Here is a 24339-nt window from a genome sequence, read left to right as displayed (position 1 = left end):
ACCCCTTACTTAGCAGCTTTTTTACGAGGCGCTGGTGCTTGTGGTTTCAGTTCTTCTTGGCGACCACCAATTACTTCGCCTTTGAAGATCCAAACCTTTACACCGATCACACCGTAAGTGGTGTGAGCTTCGTAGTTGGCATAGTCGATGTCGGCACGCAGGGTGTGCAGTGGCACACGACCTTCGCGATACCATTCAGTACGTGCGATTTCAGCACCGCCGAGACGACCGCTCACTTGGATTTTGATGCCTTTGGCACCAATGCGCATGGCGTTCTGTACGGCGCGCTTCATGGCGCGACGGAACATCACACGACGCTCCAGCTGCTGAGCTACGCTCTGGGCAACCAGCATACCGTCGAGCTCCGGCTTGCGGATCTCTTCGATATTGATGTGCACAGGCACACCCATTTGCTTGGTCAGGTCCTGACGCAGTTTCTCAACATCCTCACCCTTCTTCCCGATAACGATACCTGGACGAGCGGTGTGGATGGTGATGCGTGCAGTTTGGGCCGGACGATGGATATCGATACGGCTTACGGACGCGCTTTTTAGTTTGTCTTGGAGGTACTCACGCACTTTCAGATCTGCGAGCAAATAGTCCGCATAAGTCCGACCGTCTGCGTACCAGACGGAGGTGTGCTCCTTGACGATTCCCAGGCGAATGCCAATGGGATGTACTTTCTGACCCATCTCTTCGACTCCGTTACTTGTCAGCAACCTTGACAGTGATATGGCAAGACCGCTTGACGATGCGATCAGCCCGGCCTTTGGCACGTGGCATGATGCGCTTCAGCGAACGCCCTTCGTTGACGAAAACGGTGCTGACCTTCAGGTCATCAACGTCTGCGCCTTCGTTATGCTCGGCGTTGGCTACGGCCGACTCCAGCACTTTCTTCATGATCTCGGCGGCTTTCTTACTGCTGAAAGCCAACAAGTTGAGCGCTTCGCCCACCTTCTTCCCGCGGATCTGGTCGGCGACCAAGCGGGCTTTCTGGGCGGAGATTCGAGCGCCCGACAACTTAGCGGCTACTTCCATTTCCTAACCCCTTAACGCTTGGCTTTCTTGTCAGCCACGTGCCCACGATATGTGCGGGTACCGGCAAACTCGCCCAGTTTGTGGCCGACCATGTCTTCGTTCACGAGAACGGGGACGTGTTGACGACCGTTATGCACTGCAATGGTCAAACCGACCATTTGTGGCAGGATCATGGAACGGCGCGACCAGGTCTTAACTGGTTTGCGATCGTTCTTTTCCGCCGCCACTTCGATCTTCTTCAGTAGGTGAAGATCGATAAAAGGACCTTTTTTCAGAGAACGTGGCACTGTCGTATCCCTCTATTTACTTGCGACGACGGACGATCATTTTGTCGGTACGCTTATTACCACGAGTCTTCGCGCCCTTAGTCGGGAAGCCCCACGGCGATACCGGATGACGACCACCAGAGGTACGACCTTCACCACCACCATGTGGGTGGTCAACCGGGTTCATGGCAACACCACGAACGGTTGGGCGAACGCCACGCCAGCGTTTGGCACCGGCTTTACCCAGGGAACGCAGGCTGTGCTCGGAGTTCGAGACTTCGCCCAGCGTCGCACGGCATTCCGACAGCACTTTACGCATTTCACCGGAGCGCAGACGCAGGGTCACGTAGACACCTTCACGAGCGATCAGCTGAGCCGAAGCACCAGCGGAACGAGCGATCTGTGCACCTTTACCTGGCTTCAATTCGATGCCGTGTACGGTGGAACCCACTGGGATGTTGCGCAGTTGCAGAGCGTTACCTGGCTTGATTGGAGCCAGAGCGCCTGCGATCAGCTGGTCGCCAGCACTCACGCCTTTAGGGGCGATGATGTAGCGACGCTCGCCGTCTGCGTACAGCAGCAGAGCGATGTGAGCAGTACGGTTTGGATCGTATTCGATACGCTCGACAGTGGCAGAGATGCCATCTTTGTCGTTGCGACGGAAATCGACCAGACGATAATGCTGCTTATGACCACCACCGATGTGACGAGTGGTAATACGGCCATTGTTGTTACGACCACCAGTCTTCGATTTTTTCTCGAGCAGCGGTGCGTGAGGAGCGCCTTTATGCAGCTCCTTGTTGACCACCTTGACCACAAAACGGCGGCCAGGGGAAGTCGGTTTGCATTTAACGATTGCCATGATGCACCCCTTCCTTACTCAGCACTGCTGCTGAAATCGAGATCTTGGCCTGGCTGAAGGGAGATAACTGCCTTCTTCCAGTCATTACGCTTGCCCAGACCGCGAGCAGTGCGTTTGCTTTTACCCAGGACATTCAGGGTAGTCACACGCTCTACTTTCACGCTGAACAGGCTTTCGACGGCCTTCTTGATTTCCAGCTTGGTTGCGTCAGTCGCAACCTTGAAAACGAACTGACCTTTCTTGTCTGCCAGGACCGTAGCCTTCTCGGAAACGTGCGGGCCAAGCAGAACTTTAAATACGCGTTCCTGGTTCATCCCAGCAGCTCCTCGAATTTCTTCACGGCCGACACGGTGATCAACACCTTGTCGTATGCGATCAGACTAACTGGATCGGAACCCTGTACGTCACGGACATCGACGTGAGGCAGGTTACGAGCAGCCAGGTACAGGTTCTGATCAACAGCGTCAGACACGATCAGAACGTCGGTCAGACTCATGCCAGTCAGCTTGTTCAGCAGGTCTTTGGTTTTCGGCGTTTCAACGGCGAAATCCTGAACCACGACCAGACGATCAGTACGCACCAGCTCAGCAAGGATGGAACGCATTGCTGCGCGATACATCTTCTTGTTCAGCTTCTGGGAGTGATCCTGAGGACGAGCTGCGAAAGTGGTACCGCCGCCACGCCAGATTGGGCTACGGATAGTACCGGCACGAGCACGGCCAGTACCTTTCTGACGCCATGGGCGCTTGCCGCCACCGGAAACGTCGGAACGGGTCTTTTGCTGCTTGCTACCCTGACGGCCGCCGGCCATGTAGGCCACGACTGCTTGGTGAACCAGCGTCTCGTTGAATTCGCCGCCAAATGTCAGTTCGGAAACTTCGATCGCTTGAGCGTCATTTACATTTAATTGCATGTCAGCTTCCCCTTAACCGCGAGCCTTGGCTGCTGGACGTACAACCAAGTTGCCGCCAGTAGCGCCAGGAACAGCGCCCTTGACCAACAACAGATTGCGTTCAGCGTCCACGCGCACTACTTCGAGGGACTGCACGGTCACGCGCTCAGCGCCCATATGACCGGACATTTTTTTGCCCTTGAATACACGACCAGGAGTCTGGCACTGGCCGATAGAGCCTGGAACGCGGTGGGACACGGAGTTACCGTGGGTATTATCTTGCCCGCGGAAATTCCAGCGCTTGATCGTACCCTGGAAGCCTTTACCTTTGGACTGACCGGTTACATCAACCAGTTGACCAGCAGCGAAGATTTCAGCGTTGATCAGATCGCCGGCCTGGTAGTCGCCTTCTTCAAGGCGGAATTCCATTACGGTACGACCAGCGGCAACGTTCGCTTTAGCGAAGTGGCCAGCTTGAGCGGCTGTAACACGCGAAGCACGACGCTCGCCGACAGTGACTTGCACTGCACGATAGCCATCGGTTTCTTCAGTTTTGAACTGGGTGACGCGATTCGGTTCGATCTCAATGACCGTAACCGGAATGGAGACACCTTCTTCGGTGAAAATACGGGTCATACCGCATTTACGACCGACTACACCAATAGTCATGTTGTAAACCTCATGAGTGTACGGGGCTTTCACCCGCTATGGCCGCCCATTTCAGAGCGTTACACGACTAAGACCGAGTCTTAGCCGAGGCTGATCTGCACTTCCACACCTGCCGCAAGATCAAGCTTCATCAGCGCATCAACGGTTTTATCCGTTGGCTGGACGATGTCCAGTACACGCTTATGAGTACGGATCTCGTACTGGTCGCGCGCGTCTTTGTTGACGTGCGGGGAGACCAGAACGGTGAACCGCTCTTTACGGGTAGGCAGTGGAATTGGACCACGCACTTGAGCACCAGTACGTTTCGCGGTTTCCACGATTTCCTGGGTGGATTGGTCGATCAGGCGATGGTCAAAAGCCTTCAACCTGATACGGATTTGCTGATTTTGCATTGGATTTCAGACTCCGGCTGCTATTCCCAGCGAGCGCAATACGCCCGTTAAAAGGAGGCGCAATTCTATAGACGGCCCAGATAGGTGTCAACCTAATAAAAAAACCCCCGCTAGGCGGGGGTTTTTTCAAAGCATCGAAGCGATCTCAAAAGAGAAGCTTACTCGATGATTTTGGCTACGACGCCAGCGCCGACGGTACGACCGCCTTCACGGATAGCGAAACGCAGACCGTCTTCCATCGCGATGGTTTTGATCAGAGTGACAGTCATCTGAATGTTGTCACCTGGCATTACCATTTCAACGCCTTCTGGCAGCTCGCAGTTACCAGTCACGTCAGTCGTACGGAAGTAGAACTGTGGACGGTAGCCTTTGAAGAACGGAGTATGACGGCCGCCTTCTTCCTTGCTCAGAACGTAAACTTCTGCGGTGAACTTGGTGTGCGGCTTGACCGAACCTGGCTTGACCAGAACCTGGCCACGCTCAACGTCGTCACGCTTGGTACCACGCAGCAGAACGCCGCAGTTCTCGCCTGCACGACCTTCGTCGAGCAGTTTACGGAACATTTCAACACCGGTGCAGGTGGTGACGGTGGTGTCACGCAGACCAACGATTTCCAGTGGGTCCTGAACGCGAACGATACCGCGCTCGATACGACCAGTCACAACAGTACCGCGACCCGAAATCGAGAATACGTCTTCGATTGGCATCAGGAATGGCTTGTCGGTCAGACGAACTGGTTCTGGGATGTAGCTGTCCAGGGTTTCAACCAGTTTACGAACGGCAGTGGTGCCCATTTCGTTGTCGTCTTTGCCTTCCAGCGCCATACGCGCGGAACCAATGATGATTGGAGTGTCATCACCTGGGAAGTCGTAAGTGCTCAGCAGATCGCGCACTTCCATCTCAACCAGTTCCAGCAGCTCAGCGTCGTCTACCAGGTCAGCCTTGTTCAGGAAAACCACGATATACGGAACGCCTACCTGACGGGACAGCAGGATGTGCTCACGGGTTTGTGGCATCGGACCATCGGCGGCCGAGCAAACCAGGATCGCGCCGTCCATCTGGGCAGCACCAGTGATCATGTTCTTCACATAGTCAGCGTGACCTGGGCAGTCAACGTGAGCGTAGTGACGGATCTTCGAGTTGTACTCGACGTGCGCGGTGTTGATGGTGATACCACGAGCTTTTTCTTCTGGTGCGCTGTCGATTTTATCGAAATCAACGACGGCCGAACCGAAAATCTCGGAGCAAACACGAGTCAGAGCAGCGGTCAGCGTGGTTTTACCGTGGTCGACGTGACCGATGGTGCCAACGTTGACGTGCGGGAGGGAACGATCAAATTTTTCTTTAGCCACGACAATTAACTCCTAGCCTAAAGGGCTGAATCAGCCTTGTTTTTTAACGAGAGCTTCGACGATGTTCGACGGAGCTTCGGAGTATTTGGAGAATTCCATAGAGTAGCTCGCGCGACCCTGGGACATGGAACGAACATCGGTCGCATAACCGAACATTTCGCCCAACGGAACCTCGGCGCGGATCACCTTGCCGGAAACCGTGTCTTCCATACCCTGGATCAGACCACGACGACGGTTCAGGTCACCCATCACGTCACCCATGTAGTCCTCAGGTGTTACAACTTCTACCTTCATGATCGGCTCAAGCACAACACCGCCGCCCTTGGACGCGAGTTGCTTGGTCGCCATGGAAGCAGCCACCTTGAACGCCATCTCGTTGGAGTCGACGTCGTGGTAAGAACCGTCAAACACAGTCGCCTTCAGGCCGATCAGCGGATAGCCGGCAACAACGCCGTTCTTCATCTGCTCTTCGATACCCTTCTGGATAGCCGGGATGTATTCCTTAGGAACCACACCACCAACCACTTCGTTCACGAATTGCAGACCTTCCTGACCTTCGTCAGCCGGTGCAAAACGAATCCAGCAGTGACCAAACTGGCCACGACCGCCGGACTGACGAACGAACTTGCCTTCGATTTCACAGTTCTTCGTGATTTTCTCACGATAGGAAACCTGAGGCTTACCGATGTTGGCTTCGACGTTGAACTCACGGCGCATCCGGTCAACCAGGATGTCCAGGTGCAATTCGCCCATGCCGGAGATGATCGTTTGACCAGTCTCTTCATCAGTTTTGACGCGGAAAGATGGGTCTTCCTGAGCAAGTTTGCCCAGAGCGATACCCATTTTTTCCTGGTCATCCTTGGTCTTCGGCTCAACGGCAACCGAAATAACCGGCTCCGGGAAGTCCATGCGAACCAGGATGATTGGCTTGTCAGCCGAGCACAGGGTGTCACCGGTGGTGACGTCCTTCATGCCGATCAAGGCCGCGATGTCGCCAGCGCGTACTTCCTTGATCTCTTCACGGGTGTTGGCATGCATCTGCACCATACGACCCACGCGCTCTTTCTTGCCCTTGACCGAGTTGATCACGCCGTCGCCGGAGCTCAACACGCCCGAGTAAACGCGAGCGAAGGTCAGGGTACCCACAAATGGGTCGGTGGCGATTTTGAACGCCAGAGCGGAGAACGGTTCGCTGTCGTCTGCATGACGCTCCATGGCGATAGTCTCGTCATCCGGGTCGGAACCCTTGATGGCAGGAATGTCGACAGGTGCAGGCAGGTAGTCGATAACAGCGTCGAGAACCAGGGGAACGCCCTTGTTCTTGAAGGAAGAACCGCAAACAGCCAGAACGATCTCACCAGCGATAGTACGCTGACGCAGGCCGCCCTTGATTTCCTCGATGGTGAGCTCTTCACCTTCGAGGTACTTGTTCATCAGCTCTTCAGTGGCTTCGGCAGCAGCCTCAACCATGTTGCCACGCCACTCTTCAGCCAATTCCTGCAGTTCTGCAGGGATCGGCTCGCGACGAGCAGCCATGCCTTTGTCAGCGTCGTCCCAGTAGACCGCTTCCATGGACATCAGATCGATCTGACCCTGGAAGTTGTCTTCGGAACCGATAGCCAACTGGATAGGCACTGGAGTGTGACCCAGGCGCTGCTTGATCTGCGCAACAACGCGCAGGAAGTTCGCACCGGCACGGTCCATCTTGTTCACGTAAACGAGACGTGGAACACCGTACTTGTTGGCTTGACGCCATACGGTTTCAGACTGAGGCTCGACACCGGAAGTACCGCAGAACACAACGACCGCACCGTCGAGTACGCGCAGCGAACGCTCTACTTCAATGGTGAAGTCAACGTGGCCGGGGGTATCGATGATGTTGAAGCGGTGCTTGGGAAACTGCTTGGCAGAACCTTCCCAGAATGCGGTGGTCGCAGCGGAGGTAATGGTAATACCCCGCTCCTGCTCCTGCACCATCCAGTCCATGGTCGCGGCGCCGTCGTGCACCTCGCCCATTTTGTGGTTTACGCCCGTGTAAAACAGGACGCGCTCAGTAGTCGTGGTTTTACCCGCGTCCACGTGAGCAACGATACCAATGTTACGGTAGCGTTTAATATCGGTTGTACGAGCCATAAAGCCCTCGCAAATTGAGTGACGCTAAAATTAGAAGCGGTAGTGCGAGAAAGCCTTGTTGGCTTCAGCCATACGGTGCACGTCTTCACGCTTCTTAACTGCAGCACCTTTACCTTCAGCGGCGTCCATCAGTTCGCCAGCCAAACGCAGAGCCATGGACTTCTCGCCGCGCTTGCGGGCGAAGTCTACCAACCAGCGCATTGCCAGAGCGTTACGACGGGACGGACGAACTTCGACCGGAACCTGGTAAGTAGCACCGCCTACACGGCGCGACTTCACTTCGACCAGCGGAGCGATGGCGTCGAGTGCTTTCTCGAAGAGTTCCAGGGGGTCAGCGTTTTTGCGCTCTTTAACTTTATCCAGAGCACCATAAACGATACGTTCGGCCACGGCTTTCTTGCCGCTTTCCATCACGTGGTTCATGAATTTGGCGAGAATCTGGCTACCGTATTTCGGATCGTCCAGAATCTCACGCTTGGCTGCTACACGACGTCTTGGCATTGATAAGCCCTCAAACGGTCTTCAGGTTAGCCCGGGAACATGACACCCAGTGGATGTACGCCCGACCTTACTCTTATCGACTCAAAAAAATAAAAATCAGTTACTGCAGCAAACGGCCGATTACTTCGGACGCTTGGTACCGTATTTCGAACGACCTTGGTTACGACCTTTGACGCCGGAGGTATCCAGGGAGCCGCGAACGGTGTGGTAACGAACACCTGGCAAGTCTTTTACACGACCGCCACGGATCAGCACCACGCTGTGCTCTTGCAGGTTGTGGCCTTCACCGCCGATGTACGAGGAAACCTCGAAACCGTTGGTCAGGCGCACACGGCATACTTTACGCAGTGCCGAGTTAGGTTTTTTCGGCGTGGTGGTGTACACACGAGTGCACACGCCACGACGTTGCGGGCAGTTCTGCAGCGCAGGTACGTCGGATTTCTCGACGATACGCTTACGCGGCTGACGTACCAGCTGGTTGATAGTTGCCATCTACTAGCTCCACTGTTGTCTTGCGACGCTATTGTCTTGCAAGAAAAGCAAAATGGCAGGAACGAATTCCCGCCAAATTTAGGGGTACAAGAGTCTAAAGAGGATCTTGCCCCCAGTCAAGACAAGGCCCCGATCTCCTCACACCGACCATCGCAACAAAAAATGTCTCGATGGCGTTGGCGGAGGCTACCAGGGCCTTGTTCTCACTACCGCGGAACTCAGTTACCGCTAGAGTTCAGCGCTTCGGTCAGTGCAGCTTCCACTTCACTGGCGCTTACGCGCAACGGTTTGTCCAGTTCACGACGACGCTTGCGCTCGCTGTGATAAGCCAGACCGGTACCGGCCGGGATCAGACGACCCACAACCACGTTTTCTTTCAGGCCGCGCAGGTAGTCGCGCTTGCCGGTAACGGCCGCTTCGGTCAGTACGCGGGTGGTCTCTTGGAAAGAGGCCGCCGAGATGAACGATTCGGTCGACAACGACGCCTTGGTGATACCCAGCAGAACGCGAGTGAACTTGGAAACGAACTTGTCGTCGCCAGCCAGACGCTCGTTCTCTACCAGAACGTGAGTCAGCTCCATCTGGTCGCCCTTGATGAAGGTGGAATCGCCGGATTCAGCGATTTCAACTTTACGCAGCATCTGACGCAGGATGGTCTCGATGTGCTTGTCGTTGATCTTCACGCCTTGCAGACGGTAAACGTCCTGGATCTCGTTGACGATGTACTTGGCCAGCGCACTCACACCCAGCAGACGCAGGATATCGTGTGGATCGCTCGGACCGTCGGAGATGACTTCGCCGCGGTTCACTTGTTCGCCTTCGAAGACGTTCAGGTGACGCCACTTCGGAATCAGCTCCTCGTACGGATCGCTACCGTCGTTCGGGGTAATGACCAGACGGCGCTTGCCCTTGGTCTCTTTACCGAACGCGATGGTGCCGCTGACTTCAGCCAGAATCGAGGCTTCTTTCGGACGACGAGCTTCGAACAAGTCGGCAACACGCGGCAGACCACCGGTGATGTCGCGAGTTTTCGAAGTTTCTTGCGGAATCCGCGCGATAACATCACCGATCGCGATTTTCGCACCATCCGCCACACCGACCAGGGCGTTGGCTGGCAGGAAGTACTGAGCGATAACGTCAGTGCCTGGCAGCAACAGATCCTTGCCGTTGTCGTCGACCATCTTCACCGCAGGACGAATGTCCTTGCCGGCTGCTGGACGGTCTTTGGCGTCGAGGACTTCAATGTTGGTCATACCGGTCAATTCGTCAGTCTGACGCTTGATCGTGATGCCTTCTTCCATGCCCACGTAGGTCACGGTACCTTTCATTTCGGTAACGATTGGGTGAGTGTGCGGATCCCACTTGGCCACGATTGCGCCAGCGTCGACCTTGTCACCTTCTTTGACCGAAATCACCGCACCGTACGGCAGCTTGTAGCGCTCGCGCTCACGACCGTAGTCGTCGGCAATCGCCAGCTCACCGGAACGGGACACCGCAACCAGGTGGCCATCCACTCGCTCAACGTGCTTCAGGTTGTGCAGACGGACGGTACCGCCATTCTTCACCTGAACGCTGTCGGCTGCGGAGGTCCGGCTTGCCGCACCACCGATGTGGAACGTACGCATGGTCAGCTGGGTACCCGGCTCACCGATGGACTGGGCAGCGATAACGCCGACCGCTTCACCGATGTTCACCTGGTGACCACGAGCCAAGTCACGGCCGTAGCACTTGGCGCAGATGCCATAGCGGGTTTCGCAGCTGATTGGCGAGCGCACGATGACTTCATCGATGCTGTTCAGCTCGATGAATTCAACCCACTTCTCGTCGACCAGGGTACCGGCAGGAACGATAATTTCCTCGGTGCCCGGCTTGAAGACGTCACGGGCGATCACTCGACCCAGAACGCGCTCACCCAACGGCTCGACAACGTCGCCGCCTTCGATGTGCGGCGTCATGAGCAAGCCTTGCTCAGTGCCACAGTCGACTTCGGTCACCACCAGATCCTGCGCCACGTCTACCAGACGACGGGTCAGGTAACCGGAGTTCGCGGTTTTCAACGCGGTATCCGCGAGACCTTTACGAGCACCGTGAGTGGAGATGAAGTACTGGAGTACGCTCAGGCCTTCGCGGAAGTTCGCGGTGATCGGCGTCTCAATGATGGAACCGTCCGGCTTGGCCATCAGGCCACGCATACCGGCCAGCTGACGAATCTGTGCAGCGGAACCCCGCGCACCCGAGTCGGCCATCATGTACATCGAGTTGAAGGATTCCTGGTCGACTTCGTCGCCATGACGGTCGATGACCTTCTCTTTCGAGAGGTTGGCCATCATCGCCTTGGACACTTCGTCGTTCGCCTTGGACCACAAGTCGATCACTTTGTTGTACTTCTCGCCCTGGGTGACCAGGCCGGAGGCGTACTGACTTTCGATCTCTTTCACTTCGTCGGTGGCGGCACCGATGATGCGGGCTTTTTCATCCGGGATAACGAAGTCGTTAACGCCGATGGAAACGCCGGAAATGGTCGAATAGGCAAAACCGGTGTACATCAACTGGTCAGCGAAGATCACGGTCTCTTTCAAACCAACCACGCGGTAGCACTGGTTGATCAGCTTGGAGATCGCCTTCTTCTTCATCGGCAGGTTGACGACGTCGAACGACAGGCCGGCCGGAACCACCTGGAACAGCAGCGCACGGCCGACAGTGGTGTCGACGATACGGGTGTTCTTGACGCTGCCACCATCACGATCATTGACGGTTTCGTTGATACGAACCTTGATCTTGGCGTGCAGGGCGGCTTCGCCGGCGCGGAATACGCGGTCGACTTCCTGCAGGTCGGCGAAAATACGACCTTCGCCCTTGGCGTTGATCGCCTCACGGGTCATGTAGTACAGACCCAATACAACGTCCTGCGACGGAACGATGATTGGCTCACCGTTGGCGGGCGACAGGATGTTGTTGGTCGACATCATCAACGCACGCGCTTCGAGCTGGGCTTCCAGCGTCAGCGGTACGTGCACGGCCATTTGGTCGCCGTCGAAGTCGGCGTTGTACGCAGCACAGACCAGCGGGTGCAGCTGGATAGCCTTACCTTCGATCAGTACCGGTTCAAACGCCTGGATACCCAGACGGTGAAGGGTCGGCGCACGGTTGAGGAGGACCGGGTGTTCGCGAATCACTTCAGCGAGAACGTCCCAAACCTCTGGCAGTTCGCGCTCGACCATCTTCTTCGCGGCCTTGATGGTGGTCGCGAGACCACGCATTTCCAGCTTGCCGAAAATGAACGGTTTGAACAGCTCGAGGGCCATCTTCTTCGGCAGACCGCACTGATGCAGACGCAGGGTCGGACCTACGGTAATAACCGAACGACCCGAGTAGTCAACGCGCTTACCGAGCAAGTTCTGACGGAAACGACCTTGCTTACCCTTGATCATGTCAGCCAGGGATTTCAGAGGACGCTTGTTCGAACCGGTAATGGCGCGACCGCGACGACCGTTGTCCAGCAGGGCATCCACAGCTTCCTGCAGCATGCGCTTTTCGTTGCGCACGATGATGTCAGGCGCGGACAGGTCCAGCAGGCGCTTCAAACGGTTGTTACGGTTGATCACTCGACGATACAGATCGTTGAGGTCGGAAGTCGCAAAGCGACCGCCATCGAGCGGAACCAGTGGACGCAGGTCTGGCGGCAGAACCGGCAGAACGGTCAGCACCATCCACTCTGGCAGGTTGCCGGAACCCTGGAAGGCTTCCATCAACTTCAGACGCTTGGACAGCTTCTTGATCTTGGTTTCGGAGTTGGTTTGCGGAATTTCTTCGCGCAGACGGCCAATCTCGTGTTCCAGGTCGATCGCGTGCAGCAGTTCACGGACAGCTTCAGCACCCATGCGGGCGTCGAAGTCATCACCGAACTCTTCGAGGGCTTCGAAGTACTGCTCGTCGTTCAGCAGCTGGCCTTTTTCAAGGGTGGTCATGCCCGGGTCGATAACGACGTAGCTCTCGAAGTAGAGAACGCGCTCGATATCACGCAGGGTCATGTCCATCAGCAAGCCGATACGCGACGGCAGGGACTTCAGGAACCAGATGTGGGCAACCGGCGAAGCCAGTTCGATGTGCGCCATGCGCTCACGACGAACCTTGGCCAGGGCGACTTCAACGCCGCACTTCTCGCAGATCACACCGCGGTGCTTCAAGCGCTTGTACTTACCGCACAGGCACTCGTAATCCTTGACCGGGCCAAAAATCTTGGCGCAGAACAGGCCGTCACGCTCAGGTTTGAACGTACGGTAGTTGATGGTTTCCGGCTTTTTAACTTCACCGAACGACCACGAACGGATCATCTCAGGCGATGCCAATCCAATACGGATGGCGTCGAACTCTTCGACTTGACCCTGGTTTTTCAGCAAATTCAGTAGGTCTTTCAAGGCCTTTCCTCCTGGCGGAGCAGAGAGCGGGCCATACAGCCCCGCTCTCGATTCGCGTCACGTGTTATTCGGTTTCCAGATCGATATCGATGCCGAGGGAACGAATTTCCTTGATCAACACGTTGAAGGACTCGGGCATGCCCGGCTCCATACGGTGATCGCCGTCCACGATGTTTTTGTACATCTTGGTCCGACCGTTCACATCGTCCGACTTCACTGTGAGCATTTCTTGCAGAGTGTATGCGGCACCGTATGCTTCCAGTGCCCAGACCTCCATCTCCCCGAAACGCTGACCACCGAACTGCGCCTTACCACCCAGCGGCTGCTGGGTAACCAGGCTGTACGAACCGGTAGAACGAGCGTGCATCTTGTCGTCTACCAAGTGGTTCAGCTTCAGCATGTACATGTAGCCAACGGTAACCGGACGCTCGAACTTGTTGCCGGTACGACCATCGAACAGTTGCATCTGGCCGCTTTCCGGCAGGTCTGCCAGTTTCAGCATGGCCTTGATTTCAACTTCCTTGGCACCGTCGAACACTGGGGTGGCCATTGGCACACCAGCCTTGAGGTTGTGCGCCAAGTCGAGGATTTCCTGGTCGGTGAAGCTGTCCAGGTCCTCGTTGCGACCGCCGATTTCGTTGTAGATCTCGTGCAGGAACTTGCGCAGGTCAGCGACCTTGCGTTGCTCCTCGATCATGCGGTTGATCTTCTCGCCCAGACCTTTGGCCGCCAGGCCCAGGTGAGTTTCGAGGATCTGACCGACGTTCATACGCGAAGGTACGCCCAGCGGGTTGAGGACGACGTCGACCGGGGTGCCATAGGCATCGTGCGGCATGTCTTCAACCGGCATGATCACGGAGACCACACCCTTGTTACCGTGACGACCGGCCATCTTGTCGCCCGGCTGGATGCGACGACGGATTGCCAGGTAGACCTTGACGATCTTCAGTACGCCCGGAGCCAGGTCATCGCCTTGCTGCAGCTTGCGCTTCTTGTCTTCGAACTTGTCGTCCAGCAGACGGCGGCGATCAACGATGTAGGCCTGGGCCTTCTCGAGCTGCTCGTTCAGCGCATCTTCAGTCATGCGCAGTTTGAACCACTGCCCATGCTCCAGACCGTCGAGCACTTCGTCGGTGATTTCCTGGCCTTTCTTCAGGCCAGCGCCGCCTTCGGCCTTGTGGCCAACCAGCGCAGAACGCAGGCGTTCGAAGGTCGCGCCTTCAACGATGCGGAACTCTTCGTTGAGGTCCTTGCGGATCTCGTCGAGCTGGCTCTTCTCGATGGACAGTGCACGGGTGTCGCGCTCGACGCCATCACGGGTGAAGACCTGAACGTCGATAACGGTGCCCTTGGTACCGGTTGGTACACGCAGGGAGGTGTCTTTGACGTCGCTGGCCTTCTCACCGAAGATCGCACGCAGCAGTTTTTCTTCCGGCGTCAGTTGGGTCTCGCCTTTCGGAGTGACCTTGCCGACCAGGATGTCGCCCGGGCCGACTTCGGCACCGACGTAGACGATACCGGCTTCGTCCAGCTTGTTCAGTGCGGCTTCACCCACGTTCGGGATGTCCGCAGTGATTTCCTCTGGCCCAAGCTTGGTGTCACGGGCCACACAGGTCAGTTCCTGGATGTGGATCGTGGTGAAACGGTCTTCCTGAACAACACGTTCCGACAGGCAGATGGAGTCTTCGAAGTTGAAGCCGTTCCATGCCATGAAGGCGATGCGCATGTTCTGACCCAGCGCCAGTTCACCCATGTCGGTGGACGGGCCGTCGGCCATGATGTCGCTGCGCTGAACGCGATCACCCTTACGCACCAGCGGACGCTGGTTGATGCAGGTGTTCTGGTTCGAGCGGGTGTACTTGGTCAGGTTGTAGATGTCGACACCGGCTTCGCCAGTTTCAACTTCGTCATCGGCAACACGCACCACGATACGGCTGGCATCGACGGAGTCGATCACGCCGCCACGACGAGCCACGACGCAAACGCCGGAGTCACGGGCAACGTTGCGCTCCATGCCGGTACCTACCAGCGGCTTGTCGGCACGCAGGGTCGGTACAGCCTGACGCTGCATGTTGGAACCCATCAACGCACGGTTGGCGTCGTCGTGCTCGAGGAACGGGATCAGCGACGCCGCCACCGAGACAACCTGCTTCGGCGAAACGTCCATCAAGGTGACGTCTTCCGGCGCCTTGACGGTGAACTCGTTCAGGTGACGCACGGCAACCAGCTCGTCGATCAGCACCTTCTGCTCGTTCATGGTCGCCGAAGCCTGGGCGATCACGTGATCGGCCTCTTCAATGGCGGACAGGAACACGATCTCGTCGGTGACCAGGGCGTCTTTCACCACACGGTACGGGCTTTCCAGGAAGCCGTACTGGTTGGTGCGCGCATAGGCGGCCAGGGAGTTGATCAGACCGATGTTCGGACCTTCCGGCGTTTCGATCGGGCAAACACGACCGTAGTGCGTCGGGTGTACGTCACGGACTTCGAAGCCGGCGCGTTCACGGGTCAGACCACCAGGGCCGAGTGCGGAGACACGGCGCTTGTGGGTGATCTCGGACAGCGGGTTGTTCTGGTCCATGAACTGCGACAGCTGGCTGGAACCGAAGAACTCTTTCACCGCCGCAGCCACTGGCTTGGCGTTGATCAGGTCTTGCGGCATCAAGCCTTCGCTTTCCGCCATCGACAGACGTTCCTTGACCGCACGCTCAACGCGTACCAGGCCAACACGGAACTGGTTCTCGGCCATTTCGCCGACGCAGCGAACACGACGGTTACCCAGGTGGTCGATGTCGTCGACGATGCCTTTGCCGTTACGAATGTCGACCAGGGTCTTGAGGACCGCGACGATATCGTCCTTGTTCAGTACGCCCGAACCTTCGATCTCGGTACGACCGATACGACGGTTGAACTTCATCCGGCCGACCGCAGACAGGTCATAGCGCTCAGGGCTGAAGAACAGGTTGTTGAACAGGGTCTCGGCGGCATCCTTGGTCGGTGGCTCACCAGGACGCATCATGCGATAGATCTCGACCAGCGCTTCCAGTTGGTTGCTGGTGGAGTCGATCTTCAGCGTGTCGGAGATGAACGGACCGCAGTCGATGTCGTTGGTGTACAAGGTCTCGATGCGAACGACCTGGGCCTTGGCGATTTTCGCCAGGATCTCGGAGTTCAGCTCGGTGTTGCATTCAGCCAGGATTTCGCCGGTAGCCGGGTGCACGATGACCTTGGCGGTGGTGCGGCCCAGGACGTAGTCCAGCGGCACTTCCAGCTCTTTGATCGCGGCTTTTTCCAGCTGGTTGATGTGACGAGCGGTAATACGACGACCCTGCTCGACAATCACCTTGCCTTTGTCATCGAGAATATCGAGGACGGCGATTTCACCGCGCAGACGCTGAGGCACCAGTTCCAGGTTCAGGGTTTCGCCCTTCACGTGGAAAACGTTGGTGGTGTAGAACGCGTCCAGCACTTCTTCGGTAGCGTAGCCCAGAGCGCGCAGCAGCACGGAAGCCGGCAGCTTGCGACGACGGTCGATACGCACGAAGACGCAGTCTTTCGGGTCGAACTCGAAGTCCAACCACGAGCCGCGGTAAGGAATGATCCGCGCCGAGTACAGCAGTTTGCCGGAGCTGTGCGTCTTGCCGCGGTCGTGGTCGAAGAACACGCCCGGCGAACGGTGCAGCTGGGAAACGATCACACGCTCGGTACCGTTGATAACGAAGGTACCGTTCTCGGTCATCAGGGGGATTTCACCCATGTAGACTTCTTGCTCTTTGATGTCCTTGATCGCTTTGTTCGACGATTCTTTGTCGAAAATGATCAGGCGCACTTTTACCCGCAAAGGTACGGCGTAAGTCACACCGCGCAATACGCATTCTTTGACATCAAATGCCGGTTCGCCCAGGCGATAACCGACGTACTCCAGCGCAGCATTGCCGGAGTAGCTGATGATCGGGAAAACGGATTTGAAGGCCGCATGCAGGCCCACGTCGCGGAACTGATCTTTAGTCGCTCCCGCCTGCAAGAATTCACGATACGAATCCAGCTGGATGGCCAGGAGGTACGGCACATCCATGACGTCCGGCAACTTGCTAAAGTCCTTGCGGATACGTTTTTTCTCAGTATATGAGTAAGCCATCAGCGTTCCCCAGCTTGGTCACCTGCTTGTTTGGCCCCTCCCCGACGGGAGCAGCCAGAAAATCGTGCAAACCCCATGGTTTGCGCCACCGCATCGGGTGGTTGAAGCACGTCAGAGGCACCGACCGAGTCGGCCGCCAGTAACGGAAAAAGGCCGGTGGCAAGAGCCACCAGCCATCAGCCTGTCGCTTAACGCTCGGGCTGGAGACGCAAAGTCAGAGCTTACTTCAGCTCGACTTTAGCGCCTGCTTCTTCCAGTGTTGCTTTGGCTTTGTCAGCTGCGTCTTTGGCAACAGCTTCCAGAACCAGGCCAGGAGCGCCGTCAACTACAGCCTTGGCTTCTTTCAGGCCCAGACCGGTCAGTTCACGTACTGCCTTGATCACGTTAACTTTCTTCTCGCCAGCTTCCAGCAAGATGACGTTGAATTCGGTTTGCTCTTCAACAACAGCGGCAGCAGCAGCAGGACCTGCCGAAGCAGCAGCAGCGGTAACACCGAATTTTTCTTCGAAAGCTTTGATCAGCTCAACAACCTGCAGAACCGACATTTCAGCTACGGCGTTGAGGATATCTTCTTGGGAGATAGACATTACTGTATTTCCTGAATTGGGGGACGGCCTACGCGACCATCGAAATAAACAAAAATACGCGAAAAGAAGTGCTCAGCCTTAGGCTGCAACGGCTTCTTTCTGGTCGCGAATAGCCGCCAGAGTACGAGCCAACTTGCTGGTAGCGCCTTGAATCACGCTCATCAGCTGGGAGATTGCTTCGTCACGGGTCGGCAAGGTTGCCAGTACGTCGATCTGATTGGCTGCGAGGAACTTGCCCTCGAACGCAGCTGCCTTGATCTCGAACTTGTCCTGACCCTTTGCGAACTCTTTGAACAGACGAGCAGCAGCGCCCGGGTGTTCCTTGGAGAAAGCAATCAGGGTCGGGCCTTTGAACACGTCGTTGAGGACCGAGTACTCGGTGCCTTCAACAGCGCGCTTGAGCAGGGTATTACGTACGACACGTACGTATACGCCAGCTTCGCGGGCCTCTTTACGGAGTCCGGTCATCGCGCCTACTGTTACGCCACGGGCATCAGCCACGACAGCGGACAGAGCGACTTTGGCAGCCTCGTTGACTTCAGCGACGATGGCCTTCTTGTCTTCGAGTTTAATTGCCACGGGTTTAACTCCTGCTTGTTACCGTTTCATCTGGCCGAGGCCGGATGTCGTTTTGGTGTCTGATTCGGTAAGGAACCGGGAGCACCATCTGCGTAGGCTTGAGGTTTAAGACTTGCGCCGCCTACGGTCTTGGATAGCCCCCGCCAGGCAGGGACCCCAATTTTTTTCGATGAGTGCAATCGCTTGCACCCATCGCGTCTTACGCTTCCAGCGAACCTTGGTCGATGACCAGGCCTGGACCCATGGTGGTGCTCAGGGTTACGCGCTTGACGTAGATACCTTTCGAGGAAGCTGGTTTGATACGCTTCAGGTCAGCGATCAGGGCTTCAACGTTTTCCTTCAGCTTGACGGCGTCGAAGCCGACCTTGCCAACGGAGGTGTGGATAATACCGTTTTTGTCGGTGCGATAACGAACCTGACCAGCCTTGGCGTTTTTAACCGCGGTGGCTACGTCTGGGGTTACGGTGCCGACTTTCGGGTTAGGCATCAGACCACGTGGACCGAGGATCTGACCCAGTTGACCTACAACACGCATTGCGTCCGGAGAAGCAATAACGACGTCATAGTTCAGGTCGCCGCCTTTCATTTCGGCAGCCAGGTCGTCCATACCAACGCGATCGGCGCCGGCAGCCAGAGCGGCTTCAGCAGCCGGGCCCTGGGTGAACACAGCAACGCGAACGGTCTTGCCAGTGCCGTGTGGCAGCACAGTAGCGCTACGTACGACCTGGTCGGATTTACGTGGGTCAACGCCCAGGTTTACAGCAACGTCGAAGGACTCGCTGAACTTGACAGTCGACAGCTCGGACAGCAGAGCAGCGGCTTCTACAAAGTTGTAGGCCTTGCCTGCTTCGATTTTGCCGGCGATAGCCTTTTGGCGCTTGGTCAGCTTAGCCATTACACACCCTCCACGTTAAGGCCCATGCTACGAGCAGAACCGGCGATGGTACGCACGGCTGCATCCATATCAGCTGCAGTCAGATCCGCGTTTTTGGTTTTCGCGATTTCTTCCAGCTGAGCACGGGTCACGGTGCCAACCTTAACGGTGTTCGGACGAGCGGAACCGCTGGTCAGGCCAGCGGCCTTTTTCAGCAGAACCGAAGCCGGGGTGGACTTGGTTTCGAAAGTGAAGCTGCGGTCACTGTAAACAGTGATGATCACAGGCGTCGGCAGACCTGGCTCAAGACCCTGGGTACGGGCGTTGAAGGCCTTGCAGAACTCCATGATGTTCACGCCGTGCTGACCCAGAGCTGGACCGACGGGTGGGCTAGGGTTGGCCTGAGCGGCCTTCACTTGCAGCTTGATGTAAGCGGTAATCTTCTTGGCCATGAGGCACTCCAATTACGGGTTCTAACGCCTCGAAAGGCTCCCCGGTTACTTGCGCGTTTATCCCAGTGACGACAAAACCCCACAGCCTTGGACTGTGGGGTTGGGATGCTTGTTCAGCTAGACCTTTTCGACCTGACTGAACTCCAGCTCTACCGGAGTAGAGCGTCCGAAAATGAGCACAGCCACCTGGATGCGGCTCTTTTCGTAGTTGACCTCTTCGACGGTGCCGTTGAAATCAGCGAACGGACCATCGGTAACACGTACGACTTCGCCCGGCTCGAACAGCGTCTTCGGCTTCGGCTTGTCGCTACCATCAGCGACACGACGCAGAATCGCTTCTGCTTCTTTGTCGGTGATCGGCGCAGGCTTGTCGGCGGTACCGCCGATGAAACCCATCACCCGAGGCGTGTCCTTGACCAAGTGCCAAGTCCCCTCGTTCATGTCCATCTGTACCAGCACATAGCCAGGGAAGAACTTACGCTCGCTCTTGCGCTTCTGGCCGTTACGCATCTCCACTACTTCTTCAGTAGGGACCAGAATTTCGCCGAAGCCATCTTCCATGCCTGCCAGCTTTACACGCTCGACCAACGAGCGCATCACATGCTTCTCGTAACCCGAGTAAGCATGCACAACGTACCAACGCTTAGCCACGGGACACCCTTAGCCTACAATCGAGGAAACAAGCCAGCCGAGCAGGGAATCAAGCCCCCACAACAGCAACGCCATTACCAGAACAACAGCCACCACGATCAACGTGGTCTGCGTGGTTTCTTGGCGAGTCGGCCATACGACTTTACGAATCTCGGTACGAGCTTCCTTTGCCAGCACGAAGAACGACTTGCCTTTCGCGGTCTGCAGGCCTACAAAGGCAGCTACGGCAGCGATGACAAGCAGAGCCAGTACGCGGTACAGGATCGGCGAACCATGATAATACTGGTTGCCAACAACACCAATCACCACCAAAGCGACTACTACGAGCCACTTGAGAAGATCGAAGCGAGAGCCTTGGGCTTCAGCGTTGGAGGTCATCTAAGAGAATCCTGTGAAAAGAAAGCCAGACACACCGAGTGAATCTGGCAGGTCAGGAGGGAATCGAACCCCCAACCTACGGTTTTGGAGACCGTCGCTCTGCCAATTGAGCTACTGACCTAAAACTTGAATCAGGCCGACCATTATGTCGACCTGAGAGAGGCATTTCAACTACTTATTCGATTACTTTCGCTACCACACCCGCGCCGACGGTACGACCGCCCTCACGGATAGCGAAACGCAGGCCATCTTCCATCGCAATGGTCTTGATCAGAGTGACAGTCATCTGAATGTTGTCACCTGGCATTACCATTTCGACGCCTTCCGGCAGCTCGCAGTTACCAGTCACATCAGTCGTACGGAAGTAGAACTGCGGACGATAGCCTTTGAAGAACGGCGTATGACGACCGCCTTCTTCCTTGCTCAGAACGTAAACTTCTGCGGTGAACTTGGTGTGCGGCTTGACCGAACCCGGCTTGACCAGCACCTGGCCACGCTCGACGTCATCACGCTTGGTGCCGCGCAGCAAGACGCCGCAGTTTTCACCTGCACGACCTTCGTCGAGCAGCTTACGAAACATTTCAACACCGGTGCAGGTGGTGACAGCAGTGTCACGCAACCCAACGATCTCCAGTGGATCTTGAACTCGAACAATACCGCGCTCGATACGACCAGTTACAACAGTGCCGCGACCCGAGATCGAGAATACGTCTTCGATCGGCATCAGGAACGGCTTGTCGATTGCGCGCTCCGGCTGAGGGATATAGCTATCCAGAGTCTCTACGAGCTTCTTGACAGCCGAAGTACCCATGCCGTTTTCGTCATTACCTTCCAGCGCCATACGGGCAGAACCGATAATGATTGGAGTGTCGTCACCCGGGAAATCGTAAGTGCTCAGCAGATCGCGCACCTCCATCTCAACCAGCTCCAGCAGCTCAGCGTCGTCTACCAGGTCAGCCTTGTTCAGGAAAACCACGATATACGGAACGCCAACCTGGCGGGACAACAGAATGTGCTCACGGGTTTGCGGCATCGGACCATCAGCGGCCGAACAAACCAGAATCGCGCCATCCATCTGCGCAGCACCGGTGATCATGTTTTTTACGTAGTCGGCGTGACCTGGGCAGTCAACGTGTGCGTAGTGACGCACGGCCGAGTCGTATTCAACGTGAGCGGTGTTAATGGTGATACCGCGAGCTTTTTCTTCCGGGGCGCTGTCGATTTTATCGAACTCAACCTTGGCCGAACCGAACACTTCGGAACAAACCCGGGTCAGAGCGGCGGTCAGGGTGGTCTTACCGTGGTCGACGTGACCAATGGTACCCACATTGACGTGCGGCTTATTACGTTCGAACTTTTCCTTAGCCATCGAAATCACCCTCAGGAGAAGAATTAAGCAAGCTGCATCAGCCATTAAAACAAAGGCAGATATTTGCATATCTGCCTTGTTATTATGGAGCTCTTGAGCGGATTTGAACCGCTGACCTCACCCTTACCAAGGGTGTGCTCTACCAACTGAGCTACAAGAGCAAAACACGGTGCACAAACAGCAAACTTGGAGCGGGTAGCGGGAATCGAACCCGCATCATCAGCTTGGAAGGCTGAGGTTCTACCACTAAACTATACCCGCGGAGCTTGCAGCTCACGCTTAAATATGGTGGAGGGGGAAGGATTCGAACCTTCGAAGTCGTAGACGTCAGATTTACAGTCTGATCCCTTTGGCCGCTCGGGAACCCCTCCTAAGCGAGCCGACATTCTACATCATGTCGACCTTCTGTCAAGCATTTTTCTCATTTAAATTATGAGGTTAGCTGCGTTGACACGCTTCGTAGCCAGTCCCTCAAGAGGTGTTCACTGCGAAGCGGGCGCCATTCTATTCAAACTATTCGACAGTTGCAATGCCTTCGCACGGCATTATTTTATGTTTTAACTCATTGAATTCTTTAGCAAGGCTCTGCAGCAGGGCATCGTCCAGCAAATGCTGGCTTTCAGGTGCGATGCGTACCCAGTAGCCCGCTGAATCCGGCAGATTGACCTGCCCGACCCGCGCCTTGATATTGCTGCCCTGAAGGCGCTGGGCGATGGTCTGCGCCAGATCCTGGCGAGTCACGGCGCCCAGATAGACACAATCACCCTCGCGCTCCGGCGCCGCGGAGACTGCGCGACGCCCGCCGGCGCCATCCGACTCGCTCAGCAACTGGATATCCTGGTGAGCGCTGCGATACAGCGAAAGAGGGGCGACTTCCTTGGCCCTCAAGGGCGCTTCCTGCTGGTGCCAGACGTAATAGACACCATTGAGCACCAGCAGCAACAGAAACAACCAACGCATAGGAACCTCAATCGAGCGGACACGCCACCGCCAAGCCAACCAATACCAGGGCGGGCAGCCAATGCGCCCAACCCTTGCGAAAACCGCTAGCGACTTCGAACTCAGGCATCATCACGCAAGCGCAGACTGAGTTCGCCACCACTGAAAACCTTTTCCACGCCATCCACCTGCAGACGCAGGGCGCCCTGCTGATCGATGCCCAGCACGATCCCTTCGACCTGGTTCACCCCGGCAACCAGGGCAACCTTGCGCCCTTGCCAGAGATGATTCTGCTCCCACTCGGCCTGGATCGCGGCAAAACCTGAGGACTGATGCCACTCCAGGTAAAAGCGCAACTTTTCCCCGAGGCTGGCGATCAGTTGATTGCGATCGATCGAGCGCCCCGCTTCCAGGCGAGCCGATGTCCACAACTGATCCACCTGTTCGGCAACCTGCATATTGACGTTGATCCCGACACCCAGAACGACGTGACAGACATCCGCGGGGTCGCCGACCAGCTCCAGCAGAATGCCGGCGATCTTCTTGTTGTCGACCAGCACGTCATTTGGCCACTTCAGCCCCGCCCCGGCGATACCGAGCTCACGCAATGCGCTTAAAACGGCCAGGCCGACCACCAGGCTCAGGCCTTCCAGCTGGCGCATGCCGCCTTCGATCCTGAGCAACAGACTGTAATAGATATTTTCCGCGAACGGGCTGACCCACGGCCGCCCCCTACGCCCTCGCCCCGCGGTTTGCCGCTCGGCCACCACGATGAAAGGTGCAACAACACCTTTCTCCACCAGGCGCAGCGCCTCGGCATTGGTTGAGTCGATGGTGTCGTAGACATGCACCGGCCAGGAGACCGAGGGTTGTGCCGCGGCTATCTCCAGCTCACTCAGCAACACCAATGGACTGGCGAGTTGATAACCTCGACCACGGACTTTATGGATAACCAGCCCGAATTCCGCCTCCAGTTGCTGGAGCTGTTTCCAGACAGCGCTACGGCTGACGCCCAACGCCGCCCCCAGCGCTTGCCCGGAGTGGAATCGACCATCTTTGAGGAGTTTCAACAACGTCAGCATGCAGGTCTCGACTCACAATGAGGCAGGCATGATAGCCATGCGCCGAGAGCTTGCATATGACCCTTGAGCCTTGCAGCGCCCATGCGGCCGCCATCGCCGGCAAGCCAGCCCCTACAAAGACCGGGCACGACGCCATCCCTGCGCTGGAACACCCGCCCCCTGTAGGAGCCAGCTTGCTGGCGATGACGATCGAACAGCCGCCACAGGAGGCCGGACCTGGCGCCGGACATTTGCGCAGCACAAAAACAAAACCCCTACCTGCATACGCAGATAGG

The 24339-nt window shown here is 56.5% G+C and carries 23 protein-coding genes and 4 tRNA genes; all 27 read right to left on the bottom strand.

All coding sequences use genetic code 11. The annotated features are described in order from the left end of the window. Positions 1-5: 5 nt before the first annotated feature. Entirely contained in the window at positions 6-692 is a 687-nt protein-coding gene (gene rpsC / locus AC07VG_RS22565) for a 30S ribosomal protein S3 (protein ID WP_008065719.1), read from the bottom strand. A 13-nt stretch (positions 693-705) separates the two neighbouring features. Next, positions 706-1038 (bottom strand): 50S ribosomal protein L22, encoded by a 333-nt coding sequence (gene rplV / locus AC07VG_RS22560; protein ID WP_003103908.1) that lies wholly within the window; start codon positions 1036-1038, stop codon positions 706-708. Positions 1039-1049: 11 nt separating this feature from the next. Continuing rightward, complete coding sequence (gene rpsS, locus AC07VG_RS22555; RefSeq protein ID WP_002555486.1) at positions 1050-1325, bottom strand: 30S ribosomal protein S19; 276 nt, start codon at positions 1323-1325, stop codon at positions 1050-1052. Positions 1326-1341: 16 nt separating this feature from the next. Next, the gene (gene rplB / locus AC07VG_RS22550) at positions 1342-2166 is read right to left on the bottom strand and encodes a 50S ribosomal protein L2 (RefSeq protein WP_103495383.1); all 825 of its coding nucleotides are present in this window, start codon (positions 2164-2166) and stop codon (positions 1342-1344) included. A gap of 14 nt (positions 2167-2180) precedes the next feature. After that, positions 2181-2480 carry a 50S ribosomal protein L23 gene (gene rplW / locus AC07VG_RS22545; RefSeq protein ID WP_002555488.1) on the bottom strand — a complete coding sequence of 100 codons (300 nt, stop codon included), beginning with the start codon at positions 2478-2480 and terminating at the stop codon, positions 2181-2183. Continuing rightward, on the bottom strand, positions 2477-3079 hold the full coding sequence (gene rplD / locus AC07VG_RS22540; protein WP_121135086.1) for a 50S ribosomal protein L4: 603 nt from the start codon (positions 3077-3079) through the stop codon (positions 2477-2479). The genes rplW and rplD overlap by 4 nt, the downstream gene beginning before the upstream one ends. Before the next feature lie 12 nt (positions 3080-3091). Then, positions 3092-3727, bottom strand: a complete 636-nt coding sequence (gene rplC, locus AC07VG_RS22535; RefSeq protein WP_007253310.1) for a 50S ribosomal protein L3 — start codon at positions 3725-3727, stop codon at positions 3092-3094. Between the two features lie 80 nt (positions 3728-3807). Continuing rightward, complete coding sequence (gene rpsJ, locus AC07VG_RS22530; RefSeq protein WP_003186070.1) at positions 3808-4119, bottom strand: 30S ribosomal protein S10; 312 nt, start codon at positions 4117-4119, stop codon at positions 3808-3810. 158 nt (positions 4120-4277) lie between these two features. Next, positions 4278-5471: an elongation factor Tu gene (tuf, locus tag AC07VG_RS22525; RefSeq protein ID WP_495003078.1), complete on the bottom strand. Its 1194-nt coding sequence runs from the start codon at positions 5469-5471 to the stop codon at positions 4278-4280. Between the two features lie 30 nt (positions 5472-5501). Continuing rightward, the gene (gene fusA / locus AC07VG_RS22520; RefSeq protein WP_495003077.1) at positions 5502-7604 is read right to left on the bottom strand and encodes an elongation factor G; all 2103 of its coding nucleotides are present in this window, start codon (positions 7602-7604) and stop codon (positions 5502-5504) included. Between the two features lie 30 nt (positions 7605-7634). Continuing rightward, entirely contained in the window at positions 7635-8105 is a 471-nt protein-coding gene (gene rpsG, locus AC07VG_RS22515; protein WP_495003076.1) for a 30S ribosomal protein S7, read from the bottom strand. Between the two features lie 120 nt (positions 8106-8225). Then, positions 8226-8597 carry a 30S ribosomal protein S12 gene (gene rpsL / locus AC07VG_RS22510; protein WP_003186084.1) on the bottom strand — a complete coding sequence of 124 codons (372 nt, stop codon included), beginning with the start codon at positions 8595-8597 and terminating at the stop codon, positions 8226-8228. Positions 8598-8815: 218 nt separating this feature from the next. Beyond that, the gene (gene rpoC / locus AC07VG_RS22505; RefSeq protein ID WP_100944351.1) at positions 8816-13015 is read right to left on the bottom strand and encodes a DNA-directed RNA polymerase subunit beta'; all 4200 of its coding nucleotides are present in this window, start codon (positions 13013-13015) and stop codon (positions 8816-8818) included. 64 nt (positions 13016-13079) lie between these two features. Next, complete coding sequence (gene rpoB / locus AC07VG_RS22500) at positions 13080-17153, bottom strand: DNA-directed RNA polymerase subunit beta (RefSeq protein WP_495003075.1); 4074 nt, start codon at positions 17151-17153, stop codon at positions 13080-13082. Positions 17154-17374: 221 nt separating this feature from the next. Beyond that, positions 17375-17740, bottom strand: coding sequence for a 50S ribosomal protein L7/L12 (gene rplL / locus AC07VG_RS22495; RefSeq protein WP_495003074.1), 366 nt, complete (start codon positions 17738-17740; stop codon positions 17375-17377). 78 nt (positions 17741-17818) lie between these two features. Further along, positions 17819-18319, bottom strand: a complete 501-nt coding sequence (gene rplJ, locus AC07VG_RS22490; protein WP_177095582.1) for a 50S ribosomal protein L10 — start codon at positions 18317-18319, stop codon at positions 17819-17821. 199 nt (positions 18320-18518) lie between these two features. Then, on the bottom strand, positions 18519-19214 hold the full coding sequence (rplA, locus tag AC07VG_RS22485) for a 50S ribosomal protein L1 (protein WP_218227233.1): 696 nt from the start codon (positions 19212-19214) through the stop codon (positions 18519-18521). Beyond that, positions 19214-19645: a 50S ribosomal protein L11 gene (gene rplK / locus AC07VG_RS22480; RefSeq protein ID WP_003176435.1), complete on the bottom strand. Its 432-nt coding sequence runs from the start codon at positions 19643-19645 to the stop codon at positions 19214-19216. Before rplK ends, rplA begins: the two co-directional genes overlap by 1 nt. A gap of 117 nt (positions 19646-19762) precedes the next feature. Continuing rightward, positions 19763-20296: a transcription termination/antitermination protein NusG gene (gene nusG / locus AC07VG_RS22475; RefSeq protein ID WP_003186097.1), complete on the bottom strand. Its 534-nt coding sequence runs from the start codon at positions 20294-20296 to the stop codon at positions 19763-19765. Between the two features lie 9 nt (positions 20297-20305). After that, entirely contained in the window at positions 20306-20674 is a 369-nt protein-coding gene (gene secE, locus AC07VG_RS22470; protein ID WP_100944346.1) for a preprotein translocase subunit SecE, read from the bottom strand. A 45-nt stretch (positions 20675-20719) separates the two neighbouring features. Beyond that, positions 20720-20795, bottom strand: a tRNA-Trp gene (locus AC07VG_RS22465). Positions 20796-20849: 54 nt separating this feature from the next. Then, complete coding sequence (gene tuf, locus AC07VG_RS22460) at positions 20850-22043, bottom strand: elongation factor Tu (RefSeq protein WP_495021894.1); 1194 nt, start codon at positions 22041-22043, stop codon at positions 20850-20852. An 85-nt stretch (positions 22044-22128) separates the two neighbouring features. Next, positions 22129-22204: transfer RNA gene (locus tag AC07VG_RS22455), tRNA-Thr, on the bottom strand. 26 nt (positions 22205-22230) lie between these two features. Further along, positions 22231-22304, bottom strand: a tRNA-Gly gene (locus AC07VG_RS22450). A 25-nt stretch (positions 22305-22329) separates the two neighbouring features. Beyond that, positions 22330-22414, bottom strand: a tRNA-Tyr gene (locus AC07VG_RS22445). A gap of 142 nt (positions 22415-22556) precedes the next feature. Next, on the bottom strand, positions 22557-23003 hold the full coding sequence (locus tag AC07VG_RS22440; protein ID WP_495003072.1) for an SPOR domain-containing protein: 447 nt from the start codon (positions 23001-23003) through the stop codon (positions 22557-22559). A 101-nt stretch (positions 23004-23104) separates the two neighbouring features. Continuing rightward, positions 23105-24064, bottom strand: coding sequence for a bifunctional biotin--[acetyl-CoA-carboxylase] ligase/biotin operon repressor BirA (birA, locus tag AC07VG_RS22435; protein ID WP_495021893.1), 960 nt, complete (start codon positions 24062-24064; stop codon positions 23105-23107). Between the last annotated feature and the right edge of the window lie 275 nt (positions 24065-24339).

The sequence above is a fragment of the Pseudomonas sp. GW821-FHT03C07 genome (assembly GCF_059420925.1).
Note: the sequence above shows the minus strand (reverse complement) of the source record. Positions and strands in the feature narration are given on the sequence as shown.

Bases quoted from the DNA above. Each gene is read 5' to 3' on its own strand.
- rpsC (WP_008065719.1), bottom strand. From the start codon at position 692: ATGGGTCAGAAAGTACATCCCATTGGCATTCGCCTGGGAATCGTCAAG.
- rplV (WP_003103908.1), bottom strand. From the start codon at position 1,038: ATGGAAGTAGCCGCTAAGTTGTCGGGCGCTCGAATCTCCGCCCAGAAA.
- rplB (WP_103495383.1), bottom strand. From the start codon at position 2,166: ATGGCAATCGTTAAATGCAAACCGACTTCCCCTGGCCGCCGTTTTGTG.
- rplW (WP_002555488.1), bottom strand. From the start codon at position 2,480: ATGAACCAGGAACGCGTATTTAAAGTTCTGCTTGGCCCGCACGTTTCC.
- rplD (WP_121135086.1), bottom strand. From the start codon at position 3,079: ATGCAATTAAATGTAAATGACGCTCAAGCGATCGAAGTTTCCGAACTG.
- rplC (WP_007253310.1), bottom strand. From the start codon at position 3,727: ATGACTATTGGTGTAGTCGGTCGTAAATGCGGTATGACCCGTATTTTC.
- rpsJ (WP_003186070.1), bottom strand. From the start codon at position 4,119: ATGCAAAATCAGCAAATCCGTATCAGGTTGAAGGCTTTTGACCATCGC.
- fusA (WP_495003077.1), bottom strand. From the start codon at position 7,604: ATGGCTCGTACAACCGATATTAAACGCTACCGTAACATTGGTATCGTT.
- rpsG (WP_495003076.1), bottom strand. From the start codon at position 8,105: ATGCCAAGACGTCGTGTAGCAGCCAAGCGTGAGATTCTGGACGATCCG.
- rpsL (WP_003186084.1), bottom strand. From the start codon at position 8,597: ATGGCAACTATCAACCAGCTGGTACGTCAGCCGCGTAAGCGTATCGTC.
- rpoB (WP_495003075.1), bottom strand. From the start codon at position 17,153: ATGGCTTACTCATATACTGAGAAAAAACGTATCCGCAAGGACTTTAGC.
- rplL (WP_495003074.1), bottom strand. From the start codon at position 17,740: ATGTCTATCTCCCAAGAAGATATCCTCAACGCCGTAGCTGAAATGTCG.
- rplA (WP_218227233.1), bottom strand. From the start codon at position 19,214: ATGGCTAAGCTGACCAAGCGCCAAAAGGCTATCGCCGGCAAAATCGAA.
- rplK (WP_003176435.1), bottom strand. From the start codon at position 19,645: ATGGCCAAGAAGATTACCGCTTACATCAAGCTGCAAGTGAAGGCCGCT.
- secE (WP_100944346.1), bottom strand. From the start codon at position 20,674: ATGACCTCCAACGCTGAAGCCCAAGGCTCTCGCTTCGATCTTCTCAAG.
- tuf (WP_495021894.1), bottom strand. From the start codon at position 22,043: ATGGCTAAGGAAAAGTTCGAACGTAATAAGCCGCACGTCAATGTGGGT.
- AC07VG_RS22440 (WP_495003072.1), bottom strand. From the start codon at position 23,003: ATGCGTTGGTTGTTTCTGTTGCTGCTGGTGCTCAATGGTGTCTATTAC.
- birA (WP_495021893.1), bottom strand. From the start codon at position 24,064: ATGCTGACGTTGTTGAAACTCCTCAAAGATGGTCGATTCCACTCCGGG.